The sequence below is a fragment of the Nocardia inohanensis NBRC 100128 genome (assembly GCF_001612945.1).
GTDB lineage: Bacteria > Actinomycetota > Actinomycetes > Mycobacteriales > Mycobacteriaceae > Nocardia > Nocardia inohanensis.
In genome coordinates this window covers 449,454-469,036 of sequence record NZ_BDBK01000017.1, presented here as the reverse complement: position 1 = coordinate 469,036, position 19,583 = coordinate 449,454, and the positions used below count along the sequence as shown (strand labels likewise).

At 67.5% G+C, this 19,583-nt stretch carries 17 protein-coding genes and 2 tRNA genes; 11 read left to right on the top strand and 8 right to left on the bottom strand.

Annotated elements, in window-relative coordinates:
• The first annotated feature begins 87 nt into the window (after nucleotides 1-87).
• The 3 genes from NI1_RS32905 to NI1_RS32895 all read left to right on the top strand — a co-directional run bounded on the left by NI1_RS32905 (nucleotide 88) and on the right by NI1_RS32895 (nucleotide 1,874).
• Complete coding sequence (locus NI1_RS32905) at nucleotides 88-465, top strand: nuclear transport factor 2 family protein (RefSeq protein WP_067828911.1); 378 nt, start codon at nucleotides 88-90, stop codon at nucleotides 463-465.
• Nucleotides 466-535: 70 nt separating this feature from the next.
• Complete coding sequence (locus NI1_RS32900) at nucleotides 536-1,066, top strand: hypothetical protein (RefSeq protein WP_067828909.1); 531 nt, start codon at nucleotides 536-538, stop codon at nucleotides 1,064-1,066.
• Between the two features lie 196 nt (nucleotides 1,067-1,262).
• Complete coding sequence (locus tag NI1_RS32895; protein WP_067828907.1) at nucleotides 1,263-1,874, top strand: dihydrofolate reductase family protein; 612 nt, start codon at nucleotides 1,263-1,265, stop codon at nucleotides 1,872-1,874.
• A 148-nt stretch (nucleotides 1,875-2,022) separates the two neighbouring features.
• Here the strand turns inward: NI1_RS32895 and clpX are convergent, their stop codons facing one another.
• The 5 genes from clpX to NI1_RS32870 all read right to left on the bottom strand — a co-directional run bounded on the left by clpX (nucleotide 2,023) and on the right by NI1_RS32870 (nucleotide 7,344).
• Entirely contained in the window at nucleotides 2,023-3,306 is a 1,284-nt protein-coding gene (gene clpX / locus NI1_RS32890) for an ATP-dependent Clp protease ATP-binding subunit ClpX (RefSeq protein ID WP_067829291.1), read from the bottom strand.
• A 285-nt stretch (nucleotides 3,307-3,591) separates the two neighbouring features.
• A complete protein-coding gene (locus NI1_RS32885; protein WP_067721593.1) occupies nucleotides 3,592-4,272 on the bottom strand; it encodes an ATP-dependent Clp protease proteolytic subunit in 681 nt (226 codons plus the stop codon).
• Nucleotides 4,273-4,309: 37 nt separating this feature from the next.
• Entirely contained in the window at nucleotides 4,310-4,894 is a 585-nt protein-coding gene (locus tag NI1_RS32880) for an ATP-dependent Clp protease proteolytic subunit (RefSeq protein WP_067829288.1), read from the bottom strand.
• Nucleotides 4,895-5,167: 273 nt separating this feature from the next.
• The gene (gene tig, locus NI1_RS32875) at nucleotides 5,168-6,571 is read right to left on the bottom strand and encodes a trigger factor (RefSeq protein WP_067829285.1); all 1,404 of its coding nucleotides are present in this window, start codon (nucleotides 6,569-6,571) and stop codon (nucleotides 5,168-5,170) included.
• 212 nt (nucleotides 6,572-6,783) lie between these two features.
• Nucleotides 6,784-7,344, bottom strand: a complete 561-nt coding sequence (locus tag NI1_RS32870; protein ID WP_067828905.1) for an FKBP-type peptidyl-prolyl cis-trans isomerase — start codon at nucleotides 7,342-7,344, stop codon at nucleotides 6,784-6,786.
• 152 nt (nucleotides 7,345-7,496) lie between these two features.
• Between NI1_RS32870 and NI1_RS32865 the strand changes: the two genes are divergently transcribed.
• Nucleotides 7,497-9,320 carry a 3' terminal RNA ribose 2'-O-methyltransferase Hen1 gene (locus NI1_RS32865; protein WP_084524116.1) on the top strand — a complete coding sequence of 608 codons (1,824 nt, stop codon included), beginning with the start codon at nucleotides 7,497-7,499 and terminating at the stop codon, nucleotides 9,318-9,320.
• Nucleotides 9,320-11,899, top strand: a complete 2,580-nt coding sequence (locus NI1_RS32860; RefSeq protein WP_067828899.1) for a polynucleotide kinase-phosphatase — start codon at nucleotides 9,320-9,322, stop codon at nucleotides 11,897-11,899. Before NI1_RS32865 ends, NI1_RS32860 begins: the two co-directional genes overlap by 1 nt.
• Before the next feature lie 89 nt (nucleotides 11,900-11,988).
• Here NI1_RS32860 and NI1_RS32855 read toward each other — a convergent pair whose 3' ends face one another.
• Nucleotides 11,989-12,465: an NUDIX hydrolase gene (locus NI1_RS32855; protein ID WP_067828897.1), complete on the bottom strand. Its 477-nt coding sequence runs from the start codon at nucleotides 12,463-12,465 to the stop codon at nucleotides 11,989-11,991.
• A gap of 212 nt (nucleotides 12,466-12,677) precedes the next feature.
• On the opposite strand from NI1_RS32855, the gene NI1_RS32850 reads away from it, so the two are divergent.
• Together NI1_RS32850 and NI1_RS37565 are read left to right on the top strand one after the other, a co-directional pair.
• On the top strand, nucleotides 12,678-13,487 hold the full coding sequence (locus NI1_RS32850) for a DUF8020 domain-containing protein (protein WP_067828895.1): 810 nt from the start codon (nucleotides 12,678-12,680) through the stop codon (nucleotides 13,485-13,487).
• Between the two features lie 259 nt (nucleotides 13,488-13,746).
• Complete coding sequence (locus tag NI1_RS37565; protein WP_084524115.1) at nucleotides 13,747-13,968, top strand: hypothetical protein; 222 nt, start codon at nucleotides 13,747-13,749, stop codon at nucleotides 13,966-13,968.
• On the opposite strand, the gene NI1_RS32840 is transcribed toward NI1_RS37565, so the two are convergent.
• Together NI1_RS32840 and NI1_RS32835 are read right to left on the bottom strand one after the other, a co-directional pair.
• A tRNA-Pro gene (locus NI1_RS32840) sits at nucleotides 13,947-14,023 on the bottom strand. The genes NI1_RS37565 and NI1_RS32840 overlap by 22 nt on opposite strands.
• A gap of 42 nt (nucleotides 14,024-14,065) precedes the next feature.
• A tRNA-Gly gene (locus NI1_RS32835) sits at nucleotides 14,066-14,136 on the bottom strand.
• Between the two features lie 401 nt (nucleotides 14,137-14,537).
• Here NI1_RS32835 and NI1_RS32830 point away from each other — a divergent pair.
• The 4 genes from NI1_RS32830 (at nucleotide 14,538) to NI1_RS32815 (ending at nucleotide 19,362) form a co-directional block, all read left to right on the top strand.
• A complete protein-coding gene (locus NI1_RS32830; protein WP_067828890.1) occupies nucleotides 14,538-15,548 on the top strand; it encodes a GGDEF domain-containing protein in 1,011 nt (336 codons plus the stop codon).
• A 90-nt stretch (nucleotides 15,549-15,638) separates the two neighbouring features.
• The gene (locus NI1_RS32825) at nucleotides 15,639-16,523 is read left to right on the top strand and encodes a hypothetical protein (RefSeq protein WP_067828886.1); all 885 of its coding nucleotides are present in this window, start codon (nucleotides 15,639-15,641) and stop codon (nucleotides 16,521-16,523) included.
• A gap of 238 nt (nucleotides 16,524-16,761) precedes the next feature.
• Entirely contained in the window at nucleotides 16,762-18,018 is a 1,257-nt protein-coding gene (locus NI1_RS32820; RefSeq protein WP_067829279.1) for a phosphatase PAP2 family protein, read from the top strand.
• 60 nt (nucleotides 18,019-18,078) lie between these two features.
• On the top strand, nucleotides 18,079-19,362 hold the full coding sequence (locus tag NI1_RS32815; protein WP_084524114.1) for a glycosyltransferase family 87 protein: 1,284 nt from the start codon (nucleotides 18,079-18,081) through the stop codon (nucleotides 19,360-19,362).
• The last annotated feature ends 221 nt before the right edge of the window (nucleotides 19,363-19,583 follow it).

The following is a 19,583-nucleotide window of genomic DNA, read 5'->3' as shown; positions in this document are numbered from 1 at the left end:
CCCGGAGAGTGAAGCTCAGCGGTCCGCGCGGATTCCGCGACTGCTAGTCTGCCCCCTAGAACCCGTTCCAATTTCTTGGGAGATTCCATGGCAGCGCAGCCCCGTGATGTGGTCGAACAGTATGTGAAGCTGGTAGCCACCGGCCCGACCGACGCCATTGTCGAGCTCTACGCCGAGAACGCCACCGTGCAGGACCCGATCGGCGGCGAGACCCGGGTCGGGCACGACAAGATCCGTGAGCTGTACGCGGCGCTGGAGTACATGCAGCGCGAGACCGAACTGCACACCGTGAAGGTCAAGGACAATCACGCGGCGGTGTCGTTCACCATGGTCGGCACCGTCAACGGGCAGCGCATGACCCTCGCCCCCATCGACGTCATGGAGTTCGACGACGCGGGCAAGATCATCAGCATGCGGGCCTACTGGGGTCCCGAGGACCTGAAGATGGAGCCCATCGAGGGCTGATTGCCCCTTGTCCGCCTCCCGCCGGGCGAATTACGGTGTCATCACCATTGATTCGACGGCGGGAGGGCCGATGCGGATCTCATTGCACGGCACCGGTGACGGGGTTCGGGTGCGGATGCGGCTGGAGGTGAACCGGCGGCGCTGGCTGGCGCTGCTGATCATGCTCGGCGTTCTCGCGGCGCAGGCGCTGATCATCGGGTTGTGGGCGGTGGTCGCGCCGGAATCGTTCTACAACTCCTTCCCCGGCTTCGGGATGCACTGGGTGCGGGTGGACGGGCCCTACAACCATCATCTGGCGGGCGACGTCGGCGCGTTCTTCCTGGCGATGGGCGTGATGACGGGCGCCGCGCTGTACCTGCGCGACAGCCTGCTCGGCCGTATCGCCGGACTGGGCTGGATCGTGTTCGGGGTACCGCACCTGCTGTACCACGCCCTGCACCGACCCGCCGAACTCGGCACCTTCGACTTCACCCTCAGTCTCATTGCGGCCCTTGCCCTTCCGGCACTCGGGCTGGCCTGCGTGCTGGTCGCACCGAAGGAGCGCCGCCAGGTTCCCGAACCGCGGCCGGTCACCTTCAGGTTCAACCGGCAACAGCGCTGAGATCTCCCTTCGAACCGCCCATCGGACCGATGAGTTCTCCGATGCCGCACCGTCGTAACAGGTGTAGCGCAAGCGCCGATTTTCGGAGTAGCGGAGTACCGGTTCAATGGCGAACCGTGGGGATCAAAGGCGATCACCGAGCACTCCGAATCTGCCCCGGCGCATCACGACGGCAACGGAGCAGGAGAGAAACACAATGGAGCTTTCGGTTACGCAATTCGTCACGCTGGACGGTGTCTATCAGGCGCCCGGCGGGCCGGAGGAAGATCCGAGCGGGGGTTTCACCCACGGGGGATGGTCAGCGCCCTACGGCGACGAGGCATTCGGTGAGTTCATGGTCGGCGTGTTCGAGAACGTGGATGCGTTCCTGCTCGGCCGCAAGACCTACGAGATCTTCAACAGCTACTGGCCGCGTCACAACGACCCGGCCGACCCGATCGCCTCGAAGCTGAACGACCTGCCGAAGTACGTGGCGTCCAGCACCCTGGAGAGTGCCGACTGGTCGGGCGCGGAGGTGCTCCGCGGCGACCTGGTCAAAGAGGTCACCGAACTCAAAGCGCGCCCGGGCCGCGAACTCCAGGTCCACGGCAGCGGCAACCTCGCCCAGAGCCTGCTCGCCCACGGCCTGGTCGACACCCTGCACGTGCTGACCTTCCCGGTGATCCTCGGATCCGGCAAACGCTTCTTCACCGATGGCGCCCAGCCGACCGGCCTCGAACTCACCGCCTCCCGCACCACCCCCAAGGGCGTCGTGCTCTCCACCTACCGCGCCGCCGGCGCACCGACCTACGGCGATTACGGCGACTGATCCGAAAACGAAAGCGGCCCCGCGATATTCGCGGGGCCGCTTTCGTAGGCCGACTTTTCGGTTTGCCGGGTTCCAAGGGTGAAACCCCGAGTCTCTCCGGCGACCGAGGGGTTTCAGGGGTGAAACCCCTGAGAGCCCCGAGAGTTGGTTACGCCGACTTCTCGCGGCGTTCCGGACCGGACTGACGCTTGCGCGGCACGATGGTCGGCAGCACGTTGTCGTTGACGGTGTCGGCGGTGACGACCACCTTCGCCACGTCATCGCGGCTGGGGATGTCGTACATGACCGGCAGGAGGACTTCCTCCATGATGGCCCGCAGACCACGCGCACCGGTCCCGCGCAGGATCGCCTGATCCGCAACGGCTTCCAGCGCGTCCTCGGTGAATTCCAGATCCACGCCGTCCATTTCGAACAGGCGCACATACTGCTTCACGAGAGCGTTCTTCGGCTCGCCCAGAATCCGGACCAGAGATTCCTTGTCCAGGTTGGTCACCGAAGCCACTATCGGCAACCGGCCGATGAACTCCGGAATCAAACCGAACTTGATCAAGTCCTCCGGCATGACATCCGCGAAGTGATCGGCGGTGTCGATCTCGGCCTTGGAGCGGACTTCCGCGCCGAAACCGATGCCGCGCTTGCCGACCCGGTCCTGCACGATCTTCTCCAGGCCCGCGAACGCGCCCGCCACGATGAAAAGCACGTTCGTGGTGTCGATCTGGATGAATTCCTGATGCGGGTGCTTGCGTCCACCCTGGGGCGGCACCGAAGCCTGCGTGCCCTCCAGGATCTTCAGCAGCGCCTGCTGCACGCCCTCACCCGAGACATCGCGGGTGATGGACGGGTTCTCCGACTTGCGGGCGATCTTGTCGACCTCGTCGATGTAGATGATGCCGGTCTCGGCCCGCTTGACGTCGTAGTCGGCGGCCTGGATCAGCTTCAGCAGGATGTTCTCCACATCCTCACCCACATACCCGGCCTCGGTCAGCGCCGTGGCGTCCGCGATGGCGAACGGCACGTTCAGCATCTTGGCCAGCGTCTGCGCCAGATACGTCTTGCCGCAACCCGTCGGGCCGAGCATGAGAATGTTCGACTTCATCAACTCGACCGGTTCGCCCCGGGAGTCACGGCCCTTGTCGCCGGCCTGAATTCGCTTGTAGTGGTTGTAAACCGCGACCGCGAGAGTGCGCTTGGCAGAATCCTGGCCGATCACGTACTGCTCGAGGAAGTCGCGGATTTCCGCGGGCTTCGGCAGTTCGTCGAGCTTGACCTCGCTGGATTCGGCGAGCTCTTCCTCGATGATCTCGTTGCACAGGTCGATGCACTCGTCACAGATGTACACCCCCGGTCCCGCAATGAGCTTCTTGACCTGCTTCTGGCTCTTTCCGCAGAACGAGCACTTGAGCAGATCGCCGCCATCACCGATGCGCGCCATCTCCTGGGTCCCTACTTCCTTGTCCGCGTGCAACCGTCTGTCCCGGCTGAGGGCGAACTGCCATCTGTAAAGCGTAATACCGCCACCTCGCGAAAGGTGTTGCGGTGATTCGGCCGTCTAGAACCGAAAGGCAGAGCCGACAACCACGAGCAAAGGTCCCTAGAGTGACCGTACCCGTTATTCACGACCGAGGTCGATAACTCGAGCATGTTTCTCGCGGGACATGTGCCTGGACTCACCGTTGCCGGGTGATGGAGCCGCACGCGACTCCACCACCCGCCGATCTCACTTCTGAGCGCTGAGCTTGCGGTATCCGAACACCTGGTCCACGATCCCGTATTCCTTCGCCTCTTCGGCGGTCAGGATCTTGTCCCGGTCGGTGTCCTTGCGAATCGTGTCCGCGTCCTTGCCGGTGTGGCGCGCGAGGGTGGTCTCCATGAGACGACGCATGCGCTCGATCTCCGCGGCCTGGATCTCCAGATCCGAGACCTGACCCTGGATACCACCGGAGGTGGAGGGCTGGTGGATGAGCACGCGGGCGTTCGGGAGGCAGGCCCGCTTGCCGGGGGTGCCGGCGGCCAGGAGCACCGCGGCGGCGGAGGCGGCCTGACCCAGGCAGACGGTGGACACGTCGGCCCGCACGTACTGCATGGTGTCGTAGATGGCCATCAGCGCGGTGAAAGAGCCACCGGGCGAGTTGATGTACATGGTGATGTCGCGGTCCGGGTCCTGGGACTCCAGCACCAGCAGCTGCGCCATGATGTCGTTCGCCGAGGTGTCGTCGACGGTCGCGCCGAGGAAGATGATGCGTTCCTCGAACAGCTTGTTGTACGGGTCGGTGGTCTTGATGCCGAGGGTGGTCTGCTCGGTGAAGGTCGGCAGGATGTAGCGGGCCTGCGGCGGCACGCTGCCACCGGCGGCGGCGAAAGTGATGCCCGCGGCCCGCGGATCGATCATGTTCGACATATGCGTCTCCAAAGATTCTGTGAGATGGGCTGCGGGACTAGGCGTTGCCGTTGGCCTGACGGGCGTGGGTGATCACCTTGTCGATGAAGCCGTACTCCAGCGCCTCTTTGGCGGTGAACCAGCGGTCGCGATCGGCGTCGGCGGTCACCTGCTCGATGGACTTGCCGGTGTGCTGCGCCTGGAGCTCGTTCAATTCGCGCTTGGTGTAAGCGAACTGCTCGGCCTGGATCGCGATGTCGGCGGCGGAACCACCGAGGCCGGCCGAGGGCTGGTGCATCATGATGCGCGCGTGCGGCAGGGCGTAGCGCTTGCCCTTGGTGCCGGCGGCGAGCAGGAACTGGCCCATGGAGGCGCACAGGCCCATGCCGTAGGTGGCGACGTCGCACTCCGAGAGCTGCATGGTGTCGTAGATCGCCATACCGGCGGTCACCGAGCCGCCGGGCGAGTTGATGTAGAGCGAGATGTCCTTGGTCGGATCCTCGGCCGAGAGCAGGAGGATCTGGGCGCACAGCTTGTTCGCGATGTCGTCGTCGACCTGAGTGCCCAGGAAGATGATGCGCGAGCTCAGCAGGCGCTCGTACACCGAATCACTGAGGTTCAGACCAGCAGTCGCGGATGCTATCTGCACCCCTGCCTGATTGATTGTCACAGATACCTGCCCTCTCTCAACGGCTCGGTTAACAAGCCCCTACTGATTCGCTGACACAAACCCTAACGAAACAGGACGGCACCGAACTCCCGGTACCGCCCTGCTTCGCTCACAGCGCAAACCTACTACCCACCTCTCGGAAAGGCTCTCAGGGGCTACGCCCCCGAACCCCCGAGTGCGATTCCGCCGCGCCCGCGTGAACGCGGGCGCGGCGGTCCCGCTGTCGAAAGTTGGGTCGTGGCCCGCTTACTTCGCCTCGGCCTCGGCGGCTTCGGTGGCATCGGCCACGGTCGCGAGCTCTTCGGCGGAGACCTCTTCGGCCTCTTCGGCCGGGTTGCCGAACATCTCGGTGGTGTCCACGGCATTGCCGGCGGTGTCGGTGACGTTGGCCGCCACGACGACGCCCGCGAGGGCCTTACCGCGACGCACGTCGGCGAAGACGGCGCCGAGCTGGCCGGCCTGCTGGATCTGCTGGATGAACTGATCCGGCGACATGCCGTAGCGCTGCGCCTGGAAGATGATGCGTTCCATCAGCTCGTCCTGGCCGACCTGGGTGTTCTCCGCCTCGGCGACGGTGTCCAGGAGCAGCTGGGTCTTGACCGACTTCTCGGCGGCTTCCTTGGTGTCCTTGTCGAACTCCTCGCGGGAGGAGCCCTGGGCCTCGAGCGCCTCGGCCAGCTTGGCCTCGTCGTGATCGAAGCCGTGGACGGCGTCGTGCAGCACGGCGTCGATCTCGGCCTGGACGACCTTCTCCGGCAGCGGGATGTCGGTGGCCTCGATGAGGGCCTCCAGCACCTTGTCGCGGATCTCGCCGGCCTGCTGCACCTTCTTGGCGCGCTCGACGCGGGTCTTGAGGTCGGCCTTCAGCTCGTCGATGGTGTCGAATTCGCTTGCCAGCTGGGCGAATTCGTCATCGGCCTCGGGCAGCTCGCGCTCCTTGACCGACTGCACGGTGACGGTGATGACGGCGTCCTTGTCGGCGTGCTCGCCGGCGACCAGCTTGGAGGTGAAGTCCTTGGACTCGCCCTCCTTGAGGCCGATCAGGGTCTCGTCCAGGCCCTCGATGAGCTGGCCGGAGCCGACCTCGTGGGACAGGCCGGTGGTGGAGGCCTCGGTGACCTCTTCGCCGTCGACGGTGGCGGACAGGTCGATGGAGACGAAGTCACCGCTGGCGATGGCGCGCTCGACCGGCTTCAGGGTGCCGAAGCGCTGCTGCAACGAGGTGAGCTGCTCCTCGATGTCCTCGTCCTTGACCTCGATCGGGTCGACGGTGACGGCGATGGACGAGAAGTCCGGCAGGGTGATCTCGGGGCGGACGTCGACCTCGGCGGTGAACGCCAGCTCGTCGCCGTCTTCGATCTTGGTGATCTCGATCTCCGGCTGGCCGATGACCTTCAGCTCGGTGGAGATGACGGCCTCGCTGTAGCGCTTGGGCAGCACGTCGTTGACGACCTGCTCCAGCACGGCGCCACGGCCGACGCGCGCCTCGAGGAGCTTGGCCGGCGCCTTGCCCGGACGGAAGCCGGGGATACGGATCTGCTGAGCGAGCGCCTTGTACGCGCGGTCGAAGTCCGGCTTGAGCTCCTCGAAGGGCACCTCGACATTGATCCGGACCCGGGTCGGGCTCAGCTGCTCGACGGTGCTCTTCACGGACATGCTCCTTGTTCGTAGTTCATGGTTGACGTCTGGTTCCCCCCGAACGCATCCCGACCAGGTTAGTTGACGGGTATCCGGGACGTGTAACCGGTCGCGCTCGGGATCGGCGCGACCTCGTCATCCCGGCATGCTTTCGGCCGGGATCCACACGGTGCCGCGTGGGTTCCGGCCGAAGGCGCTCCGGAATGACGGAAGTTGCGTTCTCGCTAACCGACCTTGACGGCGTCGGTTACGAACACCAGGGTCTCGTTGGGCTTCATGCCGCCCGGCGGACGGCTGCCGTAGCCCAGGTCCGGCGGGACGATGAGCAGCCGGCGCGTGCCCTGCTGCACGTCGATCAGGCCCTGATCCCAGCCCTTGATGACCTTGCCCGCGCCCAGCGTCAAGGTGAAGGGTTCACCGCGCTTGAACGAGCTGTCCAGGGTCTTGCCGTCGGACCAGGTGACGAGCGAGTAGTTCATCTCGAGCGGCTGACCCGTGGCCGCGCCCGCTCCCTTGCCGGGCACCAGATCCTTGACGAGCAGCTGCTTCGGCGCATCGCAGTCCTGCGGGATGGTGATCTTCGGCGCCTCACCGAAGCCGCCCTCGACCTTCACATCGTCGGCGGTGCACTCCCGCCCCTTGCTCGCCGCCGTGCCGGTGGCGGCCGCGCTCGCGCTGCTCGCGGTGGTGCTCGGTGTCTTGGTGTCGTTGTCACTGGAGCTGCCGCATCCGGCCAGCACCAGCCCGGCCGCCGCGATCACTCCGATCGTCCCCGCCAAGCGCATTCGAGCTCCTGTTCGCCGAGTCTGCGGCGCGCGCAAGAGTTTGCGACGCCGCGCCGAACCTACACGCCCGGCGCGATCGTGCCCCGCCGAGGTGGCGTATGGCCTGTTCAGAAGGGTAATCACGAGGTTGCGTGAGACGGAAATTGGTTGCGATGCCCACCGGCGTACGCGAGCATCTCAGGGTGCTGTTGACGATTACCTGTACGCGACCGGAGGACGCCGCCTGGGAGGCGAGCGCCCTGGGCTTTCTGCTGCACAAGAATCCCGCGCGCCTGCAACAGTTCGAACAGTCTTACGGTGTGGCCCAAGTCTTTTACCCCGAGGCCGAGGCCGGCCGCTGCACCGCCGCCCTGCTGCTGGAGATCGATCCGGTCCGCCTGGTGCGCGGAAAGTCCAGGGGCAACCAGGAATTCAGCCTCGGTCAGTACGTGAACGATCGCCCGTACGCGGCATCCTCCCTGCTGGCGGTGGCGATCTCCACGGTCTTCGGCTCCGCCCTGCACGGCCGCTGCAAACAGCGCCCCGAATTGGCGGAAACCGCTCTGCCGCTTCACATCGAACTCCCGGCGGTACCCTGCAAGGGTGGCCCGGAGTCGGCGGGACGCGTCTTCGCGCCCTTGGGCTGGCAGGTCACCGCCACTCCCCTGCCGCTGGATCCGGCCTTCCCGGAATGGGGCGATTCCCATTACGTCCGACTGGAACTCACCGGAACCCTCCGGCTGGCCGACGCCCTTTCCCACCTGTATGTCCTGCTGCCCGTCCTCGACGGCGGCAAGCACTACTTCCTGGACGAGACCGAGATCGACAAGCTGCTCCGCGCCGGCGAAACCTGGCTTTCCGCGCATCCGGAACGCGAATGGATCACCCGCCGCTACCTGACCCGGCGGCATTCCCTGGTGCGCACCGCCCTGGCCCGCCTGGCCGAACTCGACGACACCGACCCCGAGGAACTGGGCGCGGTCGAGATCGATTACGACGATGACCCGGACCCGTCACCATCCGCCACTCCGGCCGCGACGGGACCGAGCGAACACCGCCCGGCGACGACCGACGCCCGCAACTCCGGCGCGGAATCGATTTCGCCCGTTGGTAATTCAACTCGATCGCAGTACGACGACGGTTCGGGCCCCACCGGCCCGTCCGACACCGAACCGGTATCCGCCGGAGCGGGCCCGGTTCCCGGCTCGCATGGATCCGGCGCTGACGCGCGGCTCGCCGACCGCGGCGGGGCCACCTCGGAATCGGGGGCGGCGGGGTCCACGGCGGCTGCTGAATCCACGGGGCGGGCGGGCGGCGTGGCCGCCACCGAGGGTGACGTGGGTTCGGGTGCCGCGACCGAGCGGCAGCCCTCGCTGGCAACGCTGCGGAAGGCGGCCGTCATCGCCGCGCTGCGGGCGACCGGTGCGACGCGGGTGCTGGATCTCGGGTGTGGCGAGGGTGCGCTGCTGCGAGAGCTGGTGGCGGACCGGACGTTCGGCGAGATCGTGGGAGTCGATGTGTCGATGCGGGCGCTGCATATCGCGCAGCGGCGGATGCGGCGGCTGCCGGAGTGGCAGGCGCGGCGGGTCACGCTGCGGCAGGGGGCGCTGACGTATACGGATGCTTCGTTGCGCGGTTATGACGCGGCGGTGCTGATGGAGGTCGTCGAGCATGTGGATCAGTCCCGGTTGAATGCGCTCGAGCATGCGGTATTCGGTTCGGCCGCACCGGGTTCGGTGATTGTCACGACGCCGAACGGCGAATACAACGTGTTGTACGAGGGCATGACGCCGGGGGCGTTCCGGCATTCGGATCACCGGTTCGAGTGGAGCCGTGCGGAATTCGCGGAATGGGCGCAGCGGGTCGGCGAAACGTACGGATACACCGTGCGATTCGAGCCGGTCGGGGTTATCGATGAAGTGCTGGGCGCGCCGACACAGTTGGCGGTGTTCAGCAAAGGTAGTGGGAACGACAGCGATACGAAAGGAGCCGCGTAATGGCTGAGCTGTCCATTCCGGTGCTGTCGCTGGTCGTTCTGATCGGCAGTACCGGGTCGGGGAAATCGACGTTCGCGCACAAGCACTTCCGGTCCACCGGTGTGCTGTCCTCGGACGGCTATCGCGGGATCGTCAGCGATGACGAGAACGATCAGGGCGCCACGCAGGACGCGTTCGACCTGCTGCACCACGTGGCGGGCGTGCGGTTGCGGCGTGGGCTGCGGACCGTCATCGACGCCACCAACGTGCAGCCGAAGGCGCGGCAGGCGCTGATCGAGCTGGCACGCGCGCACGACGTGCTGCCGGTGGCCATCGTGCTGGAGGTGCCGGACCAGGTCTGCATCGAGCGCAATGCCGCGCGGCCCGAGCGCGCCCACCTGGGTGCGCACGTGGTGACGCGGCAGCAGCGGGAACTGCGCCGGAGCCTGAAATTCCTGGAACGCGAAGGCTTCCGGAAGGTGCACGTGCTGCGCGGGCTCGAGGAGATCGAGGCCGCGACCATCGTCGACGAGCGGTTGTGGAACGACAAGAGCGACCTGACGGGGCCGTTCGATGTGATCGGGGATGTGCACGGCTGCCGGTCCGAACTGGAGACGCTGCTGGGCGAACTCGGGTACGCGGTGGAACGCGATGCCCAGGGGCGTGCGGTGAACGCGCGTCATCCGGAAGACCGCACGGCGGTGTTCGTCGGCGATCTGGTGGATCGCGGCCCGGACACCCCGGGCGTGCTGCGGCTCGTCATGGGCATGGTGCGGGCCGGAAACGCCTTGTGCGTCACCGGTAATCACGAATTCAAGCTGGTGCGTGCGCTCGACGGCCGCAAGGTCAAGGTGGCGCACGGGCTGGCCGAATCCCTCGAACAGTTCGAGCGCGAGGACGCGGACTTCCGCAAGACCGCGCACGAGTTCATGCGCTCCCTGGTCAGCCACTACGTCCTCGACGGCGGGCAGCTGGTGGTCGCGCACGCGGGGCTGAAGGAGCAGTTCCACGGCCGCGCCTCGGGCCGGGTGCGCGAATTCGCCATGTACGGCGAATCCACCGGCGAGACCGACGAATACGGCCTGCCGGTGCGTTATCCGTGGGCCAACGACTACCGGGGCAAGGCACTGGTGCTGTACGGCCACACGCCCATGACCAACCTCGTGTGGGTGAACAACACGCTGTGCCTGGACACCGGCGTGGTGTTCGGCGGGCAGCTGTCGGCGCTGCGCTATCCGGAGCGTGAACCGGTCTCGGTGCCGGCGGAACAGGTCTGGTACGAGCCGGCGCGCCCGTTGCAGCCCGCCACGCTGGTGCCGGGAACCGGTGTGGTGCACCGGGATCCGGGCGTACTGGACCTCGACGACGTGACCGGCCGCCGGGTGGTGGAGACGCGCCACCTCGGCCGGGTGAGCGTGCAGGAGGACGCGGCGAGCGCGGCACTGGAGGTGATGAGCCGCTTCGCGGTGGATCCGCGCTGGCTGGTGTATCTCCCGCCGACCATGTCACCGTGCGCGACCTCGCAGCGCGACGGGTATCTCGAGTATCCCGAGCAGGCGTTCGAGTACTACCGCTCCGAGGGTGTGGACACCGTGGTGTGCGAGGAGAAGCACATGGGTTCGCGTGCGGTGCTTGTGGTTTCGCGATCGCCGGAGGTCGCGCGGGATCGCTTCGGCATCGACGACGGCAGCACCGGCGCGATCTACACCCGCACCGGCCGCCCGTTCTTCGACAGCCCGCGGCAGACCGAATCGCTGCTGGCGCGGGTCCGGGCGGCCATCGAAAAGGCCGGTCTGTTCGATGGTCTCGGCACCGACTGGCTGGTGCTCGACACCGAGCTGATGCCGTGGTCGGCGAAGGCGCTCGGCCTGCTGCGCACCCAGTACGCGGCGGTCGGCGCCGCGGCCCGCGCCTCCCTCGGTGCCGCCGCGCGCGCCCTCGCCGACGCTGCCGAAAGGGGCCTGGACGTAGCCGATCTCGCCGAGCGCACCGACGCCCGCCGAGTCGACGCCGACGCCTTCACCAAGGCCTACGGCGGCTACTGCTGGCCGACCGACGGACTGGACGGTGTGCGCCTCGCCCCCTTCCAACTGCTGGCCGGGCAAGGCGCGAATTACGCCGTGCGCGAACACAACTGGCACCTGGAGCAGATCGACCGGCTGGTAGCCATCGACCCCGACCTGTTCACCCCCACCCGCCGGCTGGTCGTGGACCTCGCCTCCCCCGACAGCGAAGCCGCAGCAACCGCATGGTGGGTGGAGATGACCGCGGCGGGCGGCGAGGGCATGGTCGTCAAGCCCCTCGGCTCCCTGGTGACCGGAACGGGAACGAGAAGCGGCCGCCCGGTCCAACCCGGTGTGAAATGCCGTGGCCCGGAATACCTCCGGATCATCTACGGCCCGGAGTACCTGCGCCCGGCGAACCTCACCCGGCTCCGCCAGCGCGGCCTGGGCGGCAAGCGCTCCCTCGCGCTGCGCGAATACGCCCTCGGCCTGGAGTCCCTGGACCGCTTCGTCGCGGCGGAACCGCTCTGGCGGGTCCACGAGGCCGTCTTCGCAGTCCTGGCCCTCGAAACCGAACCGGTAGACCCCCGCCTCTAGACGACGCGCACCCCCAAAAAAGGACCGCGCGGTCAGTGGGAACTGGTTGCGGCATCGGCCGAGAAGGCCCCGCAACCAGTTCCCACTGATCAATCGTTCAGGTACTCGACCAAGCGATCGAGGAAGGGGCGCTGGCCCTTTCCCAGCTTTTCGTGGGCGATGGCGGGGGTGAACCATTCGGCTCGGTCTATTTCGGGGAATTGGGCGATGCGGCCGGAGCGGGGCGGCCATTCCATATCGAAGGTGCCGGGGACGACGTCGGCCGGGTCGAGGTCGCCCTCCACCGCCCAGACGGTCACCTCTTTACGGCCGCGGCCACTGCCGTACTGCACATTGCCGAGTGGAATCCAGTCGCCTTCGGGGACGGGAAGGCCGAGCTCCTCGGTGAATTCCCGGCGGGCGGCGGCTTGCAGGTGGCCGTCGGCGGGGTCGATTTCGCCCTTCGGGATCGACCACGCCGCCGCGTCCTTCTTCGCCCAGAGCGGTCCGCCCATGTGGCCGAGGAGTACTTCCAGGTCGGGAGATCGGCGGAAAAGCAGGACGCCGGCGCTGTACCTGAGGCTCATTCCTGGCAGTCTGCCGCGTTCGGGTCACGCGTGCGCACTCCGGGCGCTACAGTTGGCGACGCTTCGGCAAACCATAGGGCGGGATCATTTTTCGATAATCTCGCGCTAATTTCCGGCGGATCCTGGGGGACCGAAAGGGAATCGGCCCCCGCGCGTTCGTTTAAGCTCCAGCGGTTGGATCTGCCCACACCTGATGACGGATTGGATACCGCATGGAGTTCCGCTGCGCCACCGCGGCAACCACCCTGGTGATCGGCGCACTGACCGTGGCTACCGGCCTGGCGAACGCCGAGCCCGCAGCTCCGCAGGAGACCACACCCGAGCACATCGCCTACTCGACGAAGCTCGTCGACAAAACGGTCGTCACCACTCTCAAGGGCGGCACCTTCACCCTCACCAAGGCCCGCGCGAGCGATATCGCCGCCGGCAACGACCAGCGCCTGGCCGAAAAGGACGGCGTCCCCGTGGCCGCCGACGGCGCCGCCGTCGACCCCGCCACCGTGGTCGAAGTCGCGGACGTCAAGGACGCCACCGGCAATACGGTCCTGACCCTGCCGCTGGTCTTCCACGTCGGCCCGGTCGACATCCCGGTCGCCCCGCGCCTGGACCAGGACGCCACGGTCCTCGCACTCACCCCGCAGAAGCCCGCCGGCCTCGCCATCTCCCAGCCCCTGATGGTGAAACCCGTTGCCTCGCAGGCGGAGAACCAGCGCGCCCTCAACGACTTCACCCTGCAATTCAGCCTCGGCACCTCGATCGGCACCTTCGTCGGCACCGCCCTGGGCGCCACCATCGGCTGCATCGCCACCATCGCGGCGGGCTGCATCGCCGGTCTCGCCACCGGCGCCAGCGTCGGCGGCATCATCGGCAGCATCGCGGTCGGCGGCCCCACCTTGATCGCCGCCGGCATCGACCTGCTCACCACCATGCAGGCCGCCGACGGCACCACCAAGTGGGCCGACAAGCCGAAAACCGAACCGGCACAGGTGGTTCCGACCACTACGGCCGAGCAGCCGAAGTAGGTTCAGCCCCCGAAGCGCGGTCTGCGATATCGCGCAGGCCGCGCCGGCTGCCGGGTCTCTCCGGAGAAGGCGCGGGCGACAAGCAGATTGCCGCCCGCCTGCCCTGTCCGAGAGAACGATCCGCAACTACGTATCGCAACTACTGGGCGAACCGGGCGTCGCCCCCCGCTCCCGAGCCGCCATCCCGGCCCAGCGGCCGCGCCACCTCCCGGATCGGAACCCCCTGGAGCACCGAACCCGCCCGGCGTACCCTCGGCCGATGACCGAATCCGATCCGCAACTGGAAGAACTCGCCCGGCAGTCCGCCCTGCTCCGCGAAGAAGCCCTCGGATTCATGGATTTCGCGGACGAGTTCGCCGGGGTGAACCAGCACCTGGATCAGCTCATCACCGGACTCGACGAGATCGGCCGGGAACTGGACGATGCCGTGGCCAGGTTGGAGCAGGAAGAATCGAAAGATGGTCGGGGTGACAGGATTTGAACCTGCGACCCTCCGCTCCCAAAGCGGATGCGCTACCAAGCTGCGCTACACCCCGTTCACGTTCGGCAGTGCCGACGCTCCCCGAAAAACGGGAAAGAGCGGGCGACGGGAATCGAACCCGCACCATCAGCTTGGAAGGCTGAGGTTCTACCATTGAACTACGCCCGCATGCGACGCGCATCGGAGGCCGATGCGGTATGCGTTGAGCACTGTACCGAACCTCACTCCCGGAAAGCCAATCCGGGCGGGTTCGTGCACGTCGGGCATGTCGAGGGGTGGGGATGCGGCGAGTCGCGCGAGACTCGCGGCGGGGGTGTGTAACGCGGGGGCGCCGGGAGCGATGTGACATCCGATCGCCATTCGCGAGACGCCGGGAACCTGTTCTGAAACAGGGGTTTTCGATGTCGGGTGGCTTGCTAGGATCCTTTTTGTCCGACGGGGGTATCGGAAAGGGGGCGGTGAGCGTGCGCCAGACATGGTGTGGCCGACCGCGTGGCAGTGAGATCGATCCGAAGTGTGCGACCGGCACCGGCGCCGGCACCGACATCCCGTTCGCCGGGTGAGCGCGTATGCCCATCCGACTCGACACCCGAACGGCCGCGCTGGTCGCGGCGACCATCAGGGAATGGGTGCGCTCGGTGCATCCGGGCGGGACGGGCGCCGCGGTGGGCGCCGCACCCGAACTTCCCCCGACCGATATGGAGCGGATTTTCGGCCGCGTCATCGATGAACTACTGAATCTGGCCGGGTCCGAACCGTTTCCGGTGCCCGCGGCGCGTGCCGTCGGGCGGCGGCTGGCGGAATCACCGTTCGATCGGACCCGCATGCTGGCGCCCGCCAGCCGCGCCCTGCTCGGGTTGACACCCGGGGATCCGGGGTCGTTGATCGCCACCCGGTGGCCGTTGATCGCCAGCCAGGCCATCGACAGTTATGCCGAGGCGCTGCAACAGCGGGCCCTCGCGCAGCAGGAACGCAGCCTGTCGGAGGCGGTCTCGGTGCGCGTGCAGGAGATCGCGGCCTTGCAGACCCGGCTGCGGCACGAGGCCACCCACGACGCGCTCACCGATCTGGCCAATCGCTCGCTGTTGCAGGAGCGGGTCCGGATGATGTCGACCGATCCGGCGCGCGGGGTCGGATTGCTGCTGATCGACCTGGACGACTTCAAGCAGATCAATGACGGGTTCGGGCATGCGGTCGGGGACGAGGTGCTGGTCACCATCGCCCAGCGGCTGCGCGCCACCTGCCCGCCCGAGACGGTGATCGCGCGCTACGGCGGCGACGAATTCGTGGTGGCGCTGCCCGCCCGCCGCAACAGCCTGGGTGAGCTGGCCATGCGGGTGCTGTCGGCGCTGTGCGAACCGGTGCCGACGGCCGCCGGACCGGTGCCGGCCTCGGCCAGCGTGGGCACCGCGTTCTCCCCGCCCGGCCGCGATTTCGACTTCGCGGACCTGCTGCGCAGCGCGGACCGGGCCATGTATTCGGCGAAGACGGCGGGCAAACGGCAGTTCGCGGTATCGGAACTCGACGAGGAGGTCGACTCAGGCGGACCGAGGTCCCGGTTCGCCGCGGTCGCCGGATAGTTTCGGACCTGCGGGAAAGCTGAAGTTCCACCGCACAACTCACAGCGCATGGCAAGCCTTGCGCAAATACCGCTGCGTAGGGTGGGAAGCATGGCAACGGTTGTCGTACTGCTCATCGTCCTGGTGGTCGTGCTGCTCGGCGTCGTCGCGGTCGGCGCGGCCCAGCGGGCCCGCGCCAATTCCCAGCTCGCCGATGCCAAGGCCGACGCCCGCCGGGTCATCGAACGCCTCGGCGGCCAGGTCTACAACCTCACCGGATCCGATGATCCGTCCAAGCAGGCGCTCGCCGACGCCGCCGAGCGCTTCACCGCCGCCGGCTCGCAGATCGACCAGGCGCAGAGCGTCGCGCAGGCCCGGCTCGCGAAAGAGACCGCGCTGGAAGGGCTCTACTACGTGCGGGCCGCCCGCGCCGCCATGGGGATGGATCCCGGGCCCGCCGTGCCCGAGCTCGACGGGCAGCGCAGCGCCGGCAAGGTGACCGAGGAGCGCGTGGTCGATTACGACGGGCGGCGCATCGAAGCCTCCCCCACGCCGTCGCCGGCCACGCCCAACTACTACCCGGGCGGGCGGGTCGCGGGGCGGCCGGTGCCGGCGGGCTGGTACTCCGAACCGTGGTGGAAGACCGCGCTCGTGGCGGGCGCGTGGGGTGTGGGGTCGGTGCTGCTGTTCGATGCCCTCTTCAGCGGTATGCCCGGAATCGGTTATGACTCGGCCGCTTTCGAGAGCGGGTACGGGGACGGGTATCAGGCCGGACTGGATGCCGGGGACAACGGCGGCTACGGGGATCAGACCGGCGATGCGGGTTACGACGGCGGGGCGGGTTACGACGGCGGGGCGGGTTACGACGGCGGGGCGGCCGATGCGGGTTCCGGCGACAGCGGCTGCGCCGATCCCGGCGCGGATGTCGGCGGCGGTGATTTCGGCGATTACGGAGACTTCGGCGGCTTCGACGGATTCGACAGCGGCGGCTTCTGAGGGAACCTTTTCACCCGCGGCGCACGCCCGCCTCGAGCGGCCCGAACGGGACACGCCCCGCGACATTTGACGACCCGCCGATACTGGGCGTCTGACCCACACTTTTCGGTAACCGGAAGTTGTGCCTCCGTTTCCCATGTGTTATCGATTTACAGTGCTGGTCGACCACGAGGTGAACGTTTCCGGCTCGTCGTTGTCCAGCAGGGCCGGTAACCGGCTCGTTCCGGCCGCCGGGCTGATGGTGGCGACGGCGCTGCTGGTGCTCGCGCAGCTATGGGCGTCGGCACACGACACCCTCGGGCCGCTGCACAGCCTGCTCGACGACTACCTCGCCAACCCGCAATCGGCCTTCGTGTCCTGGGCCGGTCTGGGACTGGCCTGCATCGGCGTGCCCGCGCGGGCGCGCGTCGTCAGCCTGACCGCGGCGGCGGTGCTGGACCTGCTGGTGCTCGCCCTACAGGCGGCCTGCGGCTGGCACGTATCGATCGGCACCGGGCCGACGCTCGCGCTGACGGCCCTGACCGTCACCGCCGCACGCTGGCAAGGCTCGCAGCGTCGTACGGCCTTGCACGCCATCGCTTTCGGCGTGCTGCTCATCATGGCCTCGAAGCTCGCCGACACCTGGCTGATGGTCAGCATCGTCAACGGCCCGCAGGTGCTGGACCAATACGTCCAGCTCGCCGATCGAGCGCTGGGCGAGCCCGCGTGGGTGGTGGGCCGGGTACTCGAGGCGCTGGGCCCGATCCCCTCGAACGTGCTGCACGTGGTGTACATCCAATTGCCGGTGGCCGCGGTGGTGATCGCGGCCTGGCAGCTGCGCCATGTGACGACCGGTCCGTGGCCGCGGCACAATCTGCTGCGCACCTTCCTGGTGCTGGGCGTCATCGGGCCGCTCGGCTACGTGCTGTTCCCGGTCGTGGGTCCGGTCTTCGCGTACGGGCCGCTGGGCCACGGCCTCCAGGTCGGCGACTGGCCCGATGTGCTGCCCGCGCTGACCGCTCCGCGGCCGATGCCCTTCGATACGGTGACCGCCCGCAATTGCATGCCGTCCATGCATACCGCCTGGGCGACAGCGCTGTTCATCCACTCCCGCATCGGCCCGCGCTGGCTGCGCTGGGCGGGTACTTTCTGGCTGATCGGCACGCTGCTGGCGACGCTCGGCTTCGGCTACCACTACGGCGCCGATCTGGTGGCGGGCGCGGTGCTGTGCATGACGGTCGAGTCGGCGCTGCGGGAACCCGAGCGCGGCTGGAGCTGGATCCGGGTGCGCCCGGTGGCGCTGGGTGCCGCGGTCTTCGCCGGGCTGCTGCTGTCCTACCGTTTCCTGGCCGTCACCATGGCCGACTATCCGATTCCGGCCGGAATCGCGGTGCTGGGCGCGCTGGCGGCGGTCTGGGTGGTGTTCTACGCGACCTGGTTCGCCGCGCCGCACGGCCGGCTGGCGCGCTGGGGTGGGCGCACCATGCCGGAAACCATCGGATTAGCCGTTGATTAGCCACTCTCGCAACGGAATCCGCATATCCCGCGCGCACGTCAAAAGGTTAGGGTCTGCTTGATGATCACGACGCGGGCGGGGCAGCGCAGCTTGCTGCACAAACTGAAGACAGACGAACGAACCAGCCTTCCGCGGACGCCGATCGCGCTCGGAATCCTGCTCTCGGTGACCGTCACGCTCATCATTTCGAGGCTGCACGGCTTCCTCGACCTGCAAGTTTATCGAGTGGACACCCGGTCCTGGCTGTACAACGACACCGCGCTGTACGGTCCGACGCTGCCGGTCGCGGGGCATACGGATCTGCCGTTCACCTATCCCCCGTCCGCGGCGATCTTGATGACACCGCTGGCGGTCATGCCGCTGTGGCTGGCCGAACAGCTGTTGACCGCGAGTTCGCTGGCCTGTCTCGCGGTGACCATCTGGCTGGTGCTGTCCCGGGTTCGCCCGGACCTCGATCAGCGCCTCAAAGTCACCGTGACCGCGGGCGCGGTCGTCGCGCTGCTGGCCATCGAACCCGTGCGCATCACCCTCTGGTTCGGTCAGGTCAATATGGTCCTGATGGCCGCCGTCGCACTCGACTGCCTGACCGAGAAGCCGCGCTGGCCGCGCGGCGTACTGGTCGGCATCGCCGCCGTCACCAAACTCACCCCGGCCGCGTTCATCCTGTACTTCCTGATCCGCCGCGACTGGAAGGCCGCCGCCACCTCGGCCGGCACCGCGGCGGCCGTCATCGGCGGCGGATTCGTCCTGTTCCCCACCGAATCCCGCGACTACTGGTTCCACACCGTCACCGACACCCGCCGCATCGGCTCCCCCGACTATGTCGGCAACCAGTCCCTCAAGGGCATGATCTTCCGACTCGGCCTGCCGGACTCGGCCGCCACCGCGGCCTGGCTGGTACTGGCCCTGGTCGCCGTCGGCGCGGGCGCGGCGCTCATGCACCACCTCTTCACCACGGAGCGGAACTCGACCGCACCGACGGCGACCTCCAGGTTCTCCGTCCTGTCGGTCGCCGCCCTGTTCGTGAACGCCGCGGTGCTGCTGCTGATTTCGCCGGTCTCCTGGACCCACCACTGGGTCTGGGCCGGCCCCGCCCTGGTCGCCGCCATCGCCTGGGCGACGCTCAACCCCCGCAACTCCCACTACGCCCTGATCGCCGTATTCGCCGTCCTGTTCCTGATCGGACCCGGCATTGTCCCCAACGGCCAAGGCCGCGAACTGCATTGGTCCTGGTGGCAACATGTCCCCGGCGATATCTACATCATCGCCGCCATCGCCGTGCTGGTCCTGGGCCTGCGCCAGGTACTCGCCCGCCGCCGCGCCGCCGTAGCCCTTCCGGAGTGATCCGGCTCAGCCGCTGCGGCAGTTCCTTCTCCGGATCGCCGATCGACTCGACGGTGCCCCGGATCTCGGCAGCCGCATAGGGATGACCTGGTCAAAGCCCTCGCCACCGACAAGCGACTCCAAATCCTGGACTGGCTCCGCACCCAGGTCTTCTACCAGCGCAACGAGGATCGCATCGACCGCGCGAAGGAACTGCTCAGCGGGGAATGGTGACGGGCCCC

Excerpts from the sequence above, each read along its gene's own strand:
- NI1_RS32815 (WP_084524114.1), top strand. The coding sequence starts at position 18,079 with ATGATCACGACGCGGGCGGGGCAGCGCAGCTTGCTGCACAAACTGAAG.
- NI1_RS32830 (WP_067828890.1), top strand. The coding sequence starts at position 14,538 with ATGCCCATCCGACTCGACACCCGAACGGCCGCGCTGGTCGCGGCGACC.
- NI1_RS32895 (WP_067828907.1), top strand. The coding sequence starts at position 1,263 with ATGGAGCTTTCGGTTACGCAATTCGTCACGCTGGACGGTGTCTATCAG.
- clpX (WP_067829291.1), bottom strand. The coding sequence starts at position 3,306 with ATGGCGCGCATCGGTGATGGCGGCGATCTGCTCAAGTGCTCGTTCTGC.
- NI1_RS32820 (WP_067829279.1), top strand. The coding sequence starts at position 16,762 with ATGGTGGCGACGGCGCTGCTGGTGCTCGCGCAGCTATGGGCGTCGGCA.
- NI1_RS32855 (WP_067828897.1), bottom strand. The coding sequence starts at position 12,465 with ATGAGCCTCAGGTACAGCGCCGGCGTCCTGCTTTTCCGCCGATCTCCC.
- NI1_RS32860 (WP_067828899.1), top strand. The coding sequence starts at position 9,320 with ATGGCTGAGCTGTCCATTCCGGTGCTGTCGCTGGTCGTTCTGATCGGC.
- NI1_RS32865 (WP_084524116.1), top strand. The coding sequence starts at position 7,497 with ATGCCCACCGGCGTACGCGAGCATCTCAGGGTGCTGTTGACGATTACC.
- NI1_RS37565 (WP_084524115.1), top strand. The coding sequence starts at position 13,747 with ATGACCGAATCCGATCCGCAACTGGAAGAACTCGCCCGGCAGTCCGCC.
- NI1_RS32900 (WP_067828909.1), top strand. The coding sequence starts at position 536 with ATGCGGATCTCATTGCACGGCACCGGTGACGGGGTTCGGGTGCGGATG.
- NI1_RS32870 (WP_067828905.1), bottom strand. The coding sequence starts at position 7,344 with ATGCGCTTGGCGGGGACGATCGGAGTGATCGCGGCGGCCGGGCTGGTG.
- NI1_RS32850 (WP_067828895.1), top strand. The coding sequence starts at position 12,678 with ATGGAGTTCCGCTGCGCCACCGCGGCAACCACCCTGGTGATCGGCGCA.
- NI1_RS32825 (WP_067828886.1), top strand. The coding sequence starts at position 15,639 with ATGGCAACGGTTGTCGTACTGCTCATCGTCCTGGTGGTCGTGCTGCTC.
- NI1_RS32885 (WP_067721593.1), bottom strand. The coding sequence starts at position 4,272 with ATGTCGAACATGATCGATCCGCGGGCCGCGGGCATCACTTTCGCCGCC.
- NI1_RS32905 (WP_067828911.1), top strand. The coding sequence starts at position 88 with ATGGCAGCGCAGCCCCGTGATGTGGTCGAACAGTATGTGAAGCTGGTA.